A 9,851-nucleotide genomic window follows, 5' to 3' on the forward strand; every position below is an offset into this window, starting at 1 on the left:
AAGCTCCTATCTGAAAGTCTGTGCGACTATATCCATTATCTCAGCCCCGTACGCCGTGAGCGCAAGGGGTATGCTGACATTGCTCTCCACTGCTGCCCACGCCTTTTCAGTGCGCTCGTGGAGCCTTGCTGCCTGCGACGGGGTAACGGTCTGTGACAGCGCCTTTGCGGCAGCTCCCGAACAGCCTATGACTGCGGCATTCCTGTCCCTTGACAGTACGGCTGCATCGCGGAAAAGCCTGTCCAGCATGGAAAGCACCTCCCTGACCTCCTCTCTTTCCTTTCCTGCGGAAAAGAGTTCGGCAGCCAGAGCATACTCGTCCTTCCTTATTATACTATCAGCGATGGCTTTTGTCAAATCCACCCGCTTTCTCAGCTCCTCGTCGGTGATGTAGCTGCTGCACATACCAACGTTGCCGTGGAAGCAGTCCACAGCGGCTCTTATGTCCTCGCTGTCATAGCCCATATCCGTCAGAGCCTGTGCAGCCTCCTCCTCGGTGCAGAGCGATGTGCTGAAGCACACGCAGCGTGAGATTATAGTGGGGAGGAATTCCGACTTTGAGGCGCAGGTGAATATGAAATAGGCGTAATCAGGGGGCTCCTCAATGAGCTTGAGCAGGGTGTTCTGTGTTCGCGTGTCAACGTTGTGGCAGTCCGCAAAGATGTAGACCTTGCAGCCGCTGCTGTTGTTGGGCTTCACATAGGCGTCGGCGATTATCTCGCGGGCGGTCTTTACGCTGTAGCCCCCCAGCTTTCCCGTCTTTTCGGGATATATCACATCGGGGTGTATATCCTTTTCCACGTTCATGCAAGCGTTGCACTCTCCGCAGGGTACGCCCTCATGAGGGAATTCGCACATCAGCGCCTGAGTGTAGTACTTCGCCATGAGCTTCCTGCCTGTGCCCTTTTCTCCGCATATCATAACGGAGTGGGCTGTCCTGCCGCTCTGTGCCATTCCCGCAAGGGCGTCAAGAAGCTGTCTGTTTCCGTATATTTTCTTCATGCTCAGTCCTTTTCAAAGGGAAGTCTGCTCTTGCCGCGGACCATGAAGGGAACTGCCCTCTTGTGGCAGCAGATATGGTTCACGGTCTCCTCGCCGCCGTACTCGCCGTCCCTTGTCCATGAGAAGGGCTTGTCGGAGAGGTTGGTGATAGTGACCTCGTTGGTGCGGAAGAAAACGATATTCTTGTCGGTCATGTCGTTCTTCAGAAGGGCAAGGGCTGTCTTTCCAAGCTCTGCGGCGTTCTTGGGCTTCCTTATGAGAGTTACCTCGAATATTCCGTCGTCAAGGAGAAAGTTCTTCATGTTTATCATTCCTGCTACGGAGGCGGTATTGGTGACCATGCCGTATACGAAGTCGCCCTCTATGGTCTTGTCCTTATACTCTATGCGCATGGGCTTTGCCTTTATGCTGCCCAGGTGAGCAGCTCCCCCTGCGATGTAGGCTGCATGGCCGAATACGTTCTTGACCTTCTGCGAGGTCTCGTAGGTGATGTTGGTGAAGGCGCCGAATGCCGCAACATAGGAGAAATAGCTGTCGTTGAAGCCCCCTACGTCACAGAGTACGGGCTTGCCGTGAGTGATGACCTTCGCTGCCTTCAGCTGGTCCGAGGGAATGCCAAGGCTTTTTGCAAAATCGTTGGTGGAGCCCGCAGGCACATAGCCTATGGGTATCTTCTTCTCACAGCCCATAACGCCCTGCAAGCACTGGCTTAGGGTACCGTCGCCGCCTGCTACCACAAGAAGGTCATAGCCCTCATTGCAGGCGTAGACTGCCTGCTCCACGGCGTCAGCGCCGCTCTGGGTGGTGTGGACGGTGACCTCATAGCCCTCCTTCACGAATTCGTCTATTATTATGCCCAGCTTCTTGCTGATAACTGCTTTTCCTGCCACAAGATTGACAACAAAATATATCCTTTTCATGATAATTCTCCCTATATGACTCAGCGGACAGATGATACTGCCCGCTGACTTTTCTTATAATGTCTTTATAAACTCTGTGATGGACTTGGGTGTTTCCTTGGCGGTCGATGTATATGCGTAATAGGCAAGTATTCTGGAAGCGTCCAGGGAATCTATCTTGCCGTTGCTGTCAATATCGGCTGCCTTGCGCTGTGCGTCGCTGAACTCGCCCTTGCCGTCGCCGCTGGAGGTCCTTGCATACTCTGCAAGCACGTTTGAAGCGTCAACAGCATTTATCTTGCCGTCGTTGGTAACGTCACCGAGAGTGAACGCAGGTGTTGCCTCTCCTGCTACCTTCTTGTAGGTAGCAAGTGCTATTGCAGGGTATGAGTCCTTATCGCTGAGACCGTTGAAGGTCTGTGACAGGAGACCGCTGTCGTTGCGGAGCCTGCCTATCTTTTCAAGGATAGCGGCTGCGTAGGCGATATGTCCCTTCTGGTTGGGGTGAACGTCGCCTGTCTTGAGAGAGCCTGTCTGTATATCAACGAAATAGCTTGCATTGCCGGGAGCGCTGGTGGAGACCTCCTTCTCCTGTGAGGTGAACTGTGACTTAACATCAACTACCTCGATGCCGTCAATGGCATTGAGCTTTGTGTCATACTCGTTCATCAGAGTCTCGCAGCGTCCTCTCAGCACGCTTATGAAGGTAGCATAGTTGGACTGCTTGCCGTAGGTCTTCTCCACATATGAGGGCTGGAGCTGTAAGGGCTGGTAGATATTGGTGACAAGTATCCTTGTGTCAGGATTTATTGCCTTTATGTCTGCAACTGCCTTTTTAAGGTTGGGAATGGTCTGCTCATCGAATGTGCCGCCGTCATCGTAGATAGCTGAGAAGGCTGAGCCTATCTCGTTTGTGACCTCAAGCTTTGCGTTGTAGCCGCCGTTGTTCATGTAGTCCATGAGGCCGCCTTTTTCCTTGATGTTGAGCATTTCCATCAGGTCTGTGAGAGAGGGCTTTTCGGGAATGTCAGCCTTTGTATAGCCCTCATTGAGGAACTTCTGTGATTCCTTTTTAGCCGCATATTCAAGAAGTGACCTGGAAAGGGCGTGCATGATGTCATTGCCGCCGACAGAGATGACTACCACCTCGGAATCGGCTACTGCCTTCTTCTGTGTGTCTGTCAGGTTCTCAACGGACTGAACCAGGTCGGCTGCGTCATAGCCGGAAACCGCGTAGTTGGACACCTTGCAGCCGAGGTAATCGCCGCATATCTCGCCGAAGTTGTGGGCAACACTGCCGCTGCGGAGACCGCCTGCGCCTATGCTGTCACCGAATATGACTATCCCCGACTTGCTGTCTGCTGCTTCAGCTGTAAACAGCGAAGGTGCTGATGTGAGTGCTGTTATGCTCATTGCTGCCGCAAGGACAGCTGAAAATGTCTTCTTCATGGTATTCCTCCTCCGACTGCTTTGCAGTCAATCATAATATATACTGTTCTGTGTTCCGTGTCAACAGGTAAATAATGTTCAGATATCATACCCAAGATCGCGGAGATACGCTTCATATGCCTGACGCAGCTTTCTTTCGTAGGCTGCTCCGCGGAGAGCACCTCTGAAGGAAAAAGCCGAATGCACAGGCACTATCTTGTTTGCGGCGCACCATGCCTTTTCAAACTCCTCGGGACTGAGCTTTTCCCTCGGACCTGCTTCGCGCCTTACGGCAGCAAGCTCGGATAAGCTGACATTTGCCATATCCTTTTCCAGCTCATCGGCGATATCACCGAAGCTGCTCTCGTAAAGCACATATCCGCACCTTACGCACTTTTCCTCGCTGCTGTCATTTTTTGCTCCGCAGGACGGACAGCGCTGCTTCATTACTTTGCGCCCTCCATGATGGACCTGAGCAGTGCGTCGTTCCAGGTGAGCTTGCTTCTGTTGAGAAGTCCGAAGCTGGAATCGCCGTTCATCTTGCCGTTGTCCCATACGAAGCACTTTATTCCCTGCTCCTTGGCGTGGCTGATGTAGTACTGATAGTAGGCGGTGCGCTCTGACTCTGAGGCTGAGTTCACACAGCCGAACTCGTCGATGATGACGGGTATCTTCTTGTCTATGAACTTGCGCTTGAGCTCCGCGAACTTGGCATCTATCTCGCCCTTGCCGCTCTCGGTGAAGGTCTTCTCGGAGCCGTCGGAGAACTTCCAGGGTGCATAGTAGTGAACGGAAAGGATAACATTTCCGCCCCTGGGAACCGACATCTCGTTGAGGGCGATGGTGTCTGCGGAAGCCGCATAGGTGGTGACGATAAGTGTTCTTGCCGCATTATTGCCGCCGCTTGCACGGACGGTATCAACGAAGTCCTTGGCATAACGGTTTATTACCGAGCGCTCGTCGGCGGTTCCGCCCATCCACTCCATAGAGGAGCCGACTGTTCGGGGCTCGTTCATGCCCTCAAAGATGAGGCGGTCGTCATAATTTGCAAAGCGGCCTGCTATCTGCTGCCATATGCTCTTGAGACGTTCGCTGTCCTCTGTGTAGGAGCTTGACTTGGGATCGAACCAGATGTAGTCATCGTGGTGCATATCAATGATGACGAAAAGCCCTTCCTTGTATGCGTAGTCAACTACCTCCTGTACACGGTCAAGCCATTCCTTCTGTATAGTGGTGTCGTCCATGTGCTCGCCCCATGTGACAGGTACTCTTACGGCATTGAAGCCTGCCTTCTTGACTGCCTGGATTATCTCCCTGCTGGTCTTGGGGTTGCCCCAGCCTGTCTCGGTGTCGATGCCGGATCTGCTGGTGTTATAGCTGTCAAGGCTGTTGCCCAGGTTCCAGCCCACCTTGATGGCATCAACTATCTCCTGTGCCGAGCGGAAGCCAAGCTCTGAGGCTGCTGCAGCTGAGGTAGTTGTTGTCGATGTGTCTGAGGGAACTGCTGCCGCTGTGGTAGCAGGTGGTATATAGCCTATCTGCTGGCTGTACCTGACGCTTACGCTGTCAAGTGTGATCGTGGGCTGCTCGCTCCACCAGTAGCCCAGCATGAGCTCATTGTTCTGTGCGTAATATGCCTTTGCGGCGTTGGGTACGAACCAGGTCAGGGAAAGGCTCTGGCTGTCGGTAAACACCGCTGTGTCCACGGACTGATAGGAGCCCGCCGACGAATTGAGCCCGAAAGCGCCTGTAAACTTTCCGAAGCCGCCTCCGGAGCTTATATTGAAGGTCACTGTCTCGGGGATATTGCCCTCGGGAATGAAGTCAAGGGGCACGCGGATAGTGTTGTCCTCATCGGCATAGCCCACGCTCTTTCCTACCTGGGCGTCGGCAGTGCCGTCCACGGGAACGTTCCTTGTCCTGTCAAAGGTACAGATAACGTTCTCTATCCTTATCTTTTCGCTGTTTCCCCACCAGTAGCCGAAGAGCACCTCTCCGTTGGCACCGATATAATCGGTGAGCTCCTCGGGAACATTCCAGGTTATCTCTCCGTAGCTTCCCTGGGTCGGGAAAGTCATATCCGGTGACTGATACCAGTAATCGTTTGTTTTTGCAGGGCATTCGTCGGCTACGGATATACCGAATCCGCCCTTGAAATCTCCGATATTCCCCCCGTCATCGGAATAAATGGTGAAGGTGAATGACCTTATCTTGTCCCCCTCTTCGATAAGGTCTGCAAGCGGGAATTTTGTCGTATTGCTTCCCGATGCCTTTCCAATAGTTCTGTCTGCGGTCAGCTGTGAGCCAAGAGTCGCCGAAACGGTCTCAACTGGGCTTATATGCTCGGTCGCCATCTCTGTAGTTTCCTCCTCGGTTTTTGCAGTCGTGATGCTCGCAGCCGCCGTCTCTGTTTCTTTTTCCGACACAGCCGAAGAACCACCCTTCTTCGCGCAGGACACCGACGTCAGCAGCATTGCCGCCGCAGTGAAGAGCGCTAATGTATTTTTCTTCATTTTTTATGTCCTTTCCTCATTGCCTGATCGAAAGATCAGAAAACATAATCCAAAACACTATTTATAATTATAACACGCCCCGCTCATCTTTGCAATACCTGTTTTTTACTAATATAGGTGTCCCGGGGCTGATTTTTTTATGAATATGCCGATATTGTCCCTCGTTCTGCCCGCTAAAGATGACAGAACAGTGAAATTCGGTGGTGAAACTGTGTAGTTTTGTAAAAGAATTGATTACATTTCCCGCTTCGGCTTGACAAAACTTTTCCGCTTGTGTATAATAAATATAAGCTGAGCGAAGAGCACTGCTTCGCATTTAAACAAAAAACGGTTATATATGAAAGGACGCAAAACTATGAGCGATTTCAGAAAAAAAGCCATCGCACTGGCTTCAGTTGCCTGTATGGCACTTACATCAGTCGTTTCCTGCTCAAGTGACTCAAAAAAGAGCGGCACAGACGCTAATACCTCCACTGCCGCAGGTACTACAGCAGCAGGCGGAAATTCAAACAACAACGCTACAAACGCTGGAGGCTCAGCCACCGGCGCAGGCGACGATTTCGCCAACATCCTTGACGAGAACGGTCAGGTAGTAGTTACTCCCTTCCAGTCAGGTGATTCATCAGAGCTGGGCATAACTCCTCCCGACGACGGTGTAGACCTCAACTCGGCAGACCCCGTTTCCACAGAGGCTGCAACAGAGATCGTCGAGGTCACAGAGGCCAACGGCGAGAAGGCTACCGACGCAGCAGGCAAGGTCGTTACTCAGATCGTTACAAAGCCTACCGAGGCTTCTTCCGCTGATAACTACAAGAGCAAGACTGCTTCCAAGTATGTACTCTGGATCGACATCTCAAAGGATTCAGACTATATCTTCAATGACCAGTTCATCAAGGTCACATTCAAGCTCAAGGACAATATTCCCAACAAGGACTACGCTGTAAGATTCAACCCCGACCTCTCAAGCGTTGCAGGTCATTCCGTAACTCCCGATAAGGTCGTTCAGGGTACTATCAGAGTAGGCGGCAATATCGAAGCTCAGAACGTTTCATCCGAAACAGGCTTCGTAGCTTACGGTGACAACGTTTCTGCCAAGCCGGGCGATACTGTTGACTACTACATCAACCTCAAGAACAACCCCGGTCTCGCAGCTATCCTCGTATGGGTATACTACGATTCAAACGCTATGGAGGTACAGAGCATCTCTCCTGCCGGCGAATTCGCAGATTTCGCAAAGAAAGCAAAGCCAAGAACAGGCTCAAAGCCCGAATAAACACATTAAAGCTCCCGTTCTGCGGGAGCTTTTTTATTTTCCCGGAAAAATTTCAAAAAGGGCTTGACAAATGTAAATATAGCTGATATAATATAATCATACCAAACATATAGGAAATATAGTAGAACTTGAGAGGTGCCGTTATGGACTATCTTTATCTTAGGCGATGTTGACCCTGTCAATGTCATTTCAACAGTTCAGTGAATATTATTATTTTGTAAAGGAGATATTATCATGAAAGTTTATAAGAAGATCACAGATCTCATCGGAGGCACACCCCTTCTGGAGCTCACAGCTCTTGAGGAAAAGAATGAGCTGGGCGCTACAGTCCTGGCTAAGCTTGAATACTTCAACCCCGCAGGAAGCGTAAAGGACAGGATCGCAAAGGCTATGATCGATGACGCCGAGGCTAAGGGTCTCCTCAAGGAGGGCAGCGTTATCATCGAGCCCACCAGCGGTAATACAGGTATCGGTCTGGCTTCCGTTGCTGCTGCAAGAGGATACAGACTTATCATCACAATGCCCGAGACCATGAGCATCGAGCGCCGCAACCTCATGAAGGCTTACGGTGCAGAGCTGGTCCTCACAGAGGGCGCTAAGGGCATGAAGGGCGCTATCGCAAAGGCTGAGGAGCTGGCTCAGGAGATCAAGGGAAGTTTTATCCCCTCTCAGTTCACCAATCCCGCTAACCCCGCTATCCACGAGAAAACTACAGGCGTCGAGATCTGGGACGATACCGACGGTAAAGTGGATATTTTCGTTGCAGGCGTCGGTACAGGCGGTACCCTCAGCGGTGTAGGCGCTTACCTCAAGTCCAAGAACCCCGATGTAAAGGTAGTTGCAGTTGAGCCCAAGAGCTCTCCCGTGCTCTCAGAGGGCACAGCAGGTCCCCACAAGATCCAGGGTATCGGCGCAGGCTTCGTTCCCGACACTCTCAATACCGATATTTACGACGAGATAATCCCCGTTGCAAATGAGGACGCCTTCGAGACAGGCAGAGCTATCGTAAGAAATGAGGGCGTACTGGTAGGTATCTCCTCAGGTGCGGCTGTATGGGCTGCTATCCAGCTGGCTAAGCGCCCCGAGAATAAGGGCAAGACCATCGTTGCTCTCCTTCCCGATACAGGCGAGCGCTATCTGTCAACTCCTATGTTTGAATAATACCTCGTTTTTTCGCCATATACAACAACCGTCAGCCGCTGCACCTGCAGCGGCTGATCTTCGTAAGGACATAAAAAAGGCGGCTGATGCCGCCGTTTCTGTTATGCTGTGCCGCAATTATATGCAGTAATCGCCGCCCATTGATGAGTTCTTGTCTATGATGTCCTGTATGGTCAGTCCGTCAAGATAATCGGTAATGGCTGAGTAAAGCCCCTCCCACACAAAGAGAGTGGAGCAATCACCTGCTCTGGGACACTCGTTGGGCTCGAACTCCAGACAGGCTACGGGAGCAAGGCTTCCCTCGGTAGCTCTCAGTATATCGCCCACGGTTATCTCCGATGCCTTTCCTGCCAGCATATATCCGCCCTTGTTGCCGCGGTTTGTTCTGAGAAGTCCCGTCTTGTTCAGCAGGGGGACTATCTGCTCAAGATATTTCTTTGAGATGTTCTGACGCTCCGCCACGTCCTTCAGCGATATATAGCCTTCCTCATGATGAATAGCCAGATCGTACAGCATTCTCAGCGCGTACCTGCCCTTTGTTGATATTTTCATCATTTCACGTCCTTTCAAGCAGGTTATGGTCAAGTGTTATTCTATTATACCATAGGTTTAGTATGTTTTGCAAGTGTTTTCTGTTTTTTATTTATACGGAACTGCTATACTAACATCTTGACATTTTATATCCATCTGTGCTATACTATATTTGCTTATATAAAAAAATACGCCGTATATCGGCTTGAAATTATCCGGAGGATAGAAAAATGAAAACTTCTAAGCTTTATGCTTTCCTGTTTGCAGCTGCTGTAATGGCTTCTGCCGCAGCAGGATGCAGCGATTCAAATTCAGATAAGAATGAACCCGCAGCTCAGCCTGCCGCTACTGTTGCTACCGAAAACCTCGAAGCTCTGGAGCCCCCTGTTGAGCACGGTCCCGCAGGTGAGAACCAGGTAGAGGCTGAGATAGGCGCAGAGGTAAATGCAAATGACACAGGCTTCACACTCAACGGTGTTATCGACGGCGGCCACAACGATGACGGTACAAAATGTCTTTACTTTGATATTACCCTCAGAAACGAGACCGATACCGCTTATACTCTCAGCACACTCAATAACTTCTACATCATAGACGGCAACGGCGAGGAGATCTATTCCGATGTCCGCTCACAGCTCTATGCAAACAAGAACTTCAACTCTGAGAAGTATTTCGCTGACCCCTTTGACATTCCCTCGAACGGTCAGTTCAGCGGTGTTATCGGCGGATATACCGTAGATCAGGGACTCAACGAGTTCACTCTCTGCTTCTTCCCCACCGGAAACGACCCCCGCGCAAAGGAGACCGTTTTCCAGTACCACATCACAGAGGCGGATATTAAGGCTGCCGACAGCTCACTGAAAAAGTAATATAAAAAGCACAGCGGTGCTTATGCAGAAATTCTGCCCCTGAACGTTTTATTGCGCTCAGGGGCTTTGTTTTTATTCAACTACACAGATAAATCGGAATTTACATTTGTAGGGGACGCCGCCCTCGGCGTCCCGTTGGGCGTGTAATATATCTCGCGGGACGCCGAGGGCGGCG

The 9,851-nt window shown here is 51.2% G+C and carries 9 protein-coding genes; 3 read left to right on the top strand and 6 right to left on the bottom strand.

Features of this window, described 5'->3' with window-relative positions:
* Positions 1-6 precede the first annotated feature (6 nt).
* The 5 genes from T488_RS0103705 to T488_RS18580 all read right to left on the bottom strand — a co-directional run bounded on the left by T488_RS0103705 (position 7) and on the right by T488_RS18580 (position 5,842).
* Positions 7-1,002 (bottom strand): ATP-binding protein, encoded by a 996-nt coding sequence (locus tag T488_RS0103705; RefSeq protein ID WP_028519636.1) that lies wholly within the window; start codon positions 1,000-1,002, stop codon positions 7-9.
* Between the two features lie 2 nt (positions 1,003-1,004).
* A complete protein-coding gene (locus T488_RS0103710; protein ID WP_028519637.1) occupies positions 1,005-1,922 on the bottom strand; it encodes a diacylglycerol/lipid kinase family protein in 918 nt (305 codons plus the stop codon).
* 54 nt (positions 1,923-1,976) lie between these two features.
* Positions 1,977-3,350 carry a GDSL-type esterase/lipase family protein gene (locus T488_RS18575; protein ID WP_028519638.1) on the bottom strand — a complete coding sequence of 458 codons (1,374 nt, stop codon included), beginning with the start codon at positions 3,348-3,350 and terminating at the stop codon, positions 1,977-1,979.
* Positions 3,351-3,428: 78 nt separating this feature from the next.
* On the bottom strand, positions 3,429-3,776 hold the full coding sequence (locus T488_RS0103720) for a hypothetical protein (RefSeq protein WP_028519639.1): 348 nt from the start codon (positions 3,774-3,776) through the stop codon (positions 3,429-3,431).
* Positions 3,776-5,842 (bottom strand): cellulase family glycosylhydrolase, encoded by a 2,067-nt coding sequence (locus T488_RS18580; protein WP_051536242.1) that lies wholly within the window; start codon positions 5,840-5,842, stop codon positions 3,776-3,778. Before T488_RS18580 ends, T488_RS0103720 begins: the two co-directional genes overlap by 1 nt.
* 355 nt (positions 5,843-6,197) lie before the next feature.
* Here T488_RS18580 and T488_RS0103730 point away from each other — a divergent pair, with 355 nt between their 5' ends.
* Both T488_RS0103730 and cysK read left to right on the top strand, forming a co-directional pair.
* Entirely contained in the window at positions 6,198-7,115 is a 918-nt protein-coding gene (locus tag T488_RS0103730) for a cohesin domain-containing protein (protein ID WP_028519640.1), read from the top strand.
* 234 nt (positions 7,116-7,349) lie between these two features.
* The gene (cysK, locus tag T488_RS0103735) at positions 7,350-8,276 is read left to right on the top strand and encodes a cysteine synthase A (RefSeq protein ID WP_028519641.1); all 927 of its coding nucleotides are present in this window, start codon (positions 7,350-7,352) and stop codon (positions 8,274-8,276) included.
* 117 nt (positions 8,277-8,393) lie between these two features.
* Here the strand turns inward: cysK and T488_RS0103740 are convergent, their stop codons facing one another.
* Entirely contained in the window at positions 8,394-8,828 is a 435-nt protein-coding gene (locus T488_RS0103740; protein ID WP_028519642.1) for an RrF2 family transcriptional regulator, read from the bottom strand.
* Between the two features lie 209 nt (positions 8,829-9,037).
* Between T488_RS0103740 and T488_RS0103745 the strand changes: the two genes are divergently transcribed.
* Positions 9,038-9,676, top strand: a complete 639-nt coding sequence (locus T488_RS0103745) for a DUF4352 domain-containing protein (protein WP_028519643.1) — start codon at positions 9,038-9,040, stop codon at positions 9,674-9,676.
* Positions 9,677-9,851 lie beyond the last annotated feature (175 nt).

This window comes from Ruminococcus flavefaciens ND2009, assembly GCF_000621785.1.
GTDB classification, from domain to species: Bacteria; Bacillota; Clostridia; order Oscillospirales; family Ruminococcaceae; genus Ruminococcus; species Ruminococcus flavefaciens_C.

Coding starts and splice junctions, on each gene's coding strand:
- T488_RS0103705 (WP_028519636.1), bottom strand. CDS start 1,002: ATGAAGAAAATATACGGAAACAGACAGCTTCTTGACGCCCTTGCGGGA.
- T488_RS0103710 (WP_028519637.1), bottom strand. CDS start 1,922: ATGAAAAGGATATATTTTGTTGTCAATCTTGTGGCAGGAAAAGCAGTT.
- T488_RS18575 (WP_028519638.1), bottom strand. CDS start 3,350: ATGAAGAAGACATTTTCAGCTGTCCTTGCGGCAGCAATGAGCATAACA.
- T488_RS0103720 (WP_028519639.1), bottom strand. CDS start 3,776: ATGAAGCAGCGCTGTCCGTCCTGCGGAGCAAAAAATGACAGCAGCGAG.
- T488_RS18580 (WP_051536242.1), bottom strand. CDS start 5,842: ATGAAGAAAAATACATTAGCGCTCTTCACTGCGGCGGCAATGCTGCTG.
- T488_RS0103730 (WP_028519640.1), top strand. CDS start 6,198: ATGAGCGATTTCAGAAAAAAAGCCATCGCACTGGCTTCAGTTGCCTGT.
- cysK (WP_028519641.1), top strand. CDS start 7,350: ATGAAAGTTTATAAGAAGATCACAGATCTCATCGGAGGCACACCCCTT.
- T488_RS0103740 (WP_028519642.1), bottom strand. CDS start 8,828: ATGAAAATATCAACAAAGGGCAGGTACGCGCTGAGAATGCTGTACGAT.
- T488_RS0103745 (WP_028519643.1), top strand. CDS start 9,038: ATGAAAACTTCTAAGCTTTATGCTTTCCTGTTTGCAGCTGCTGTAATG.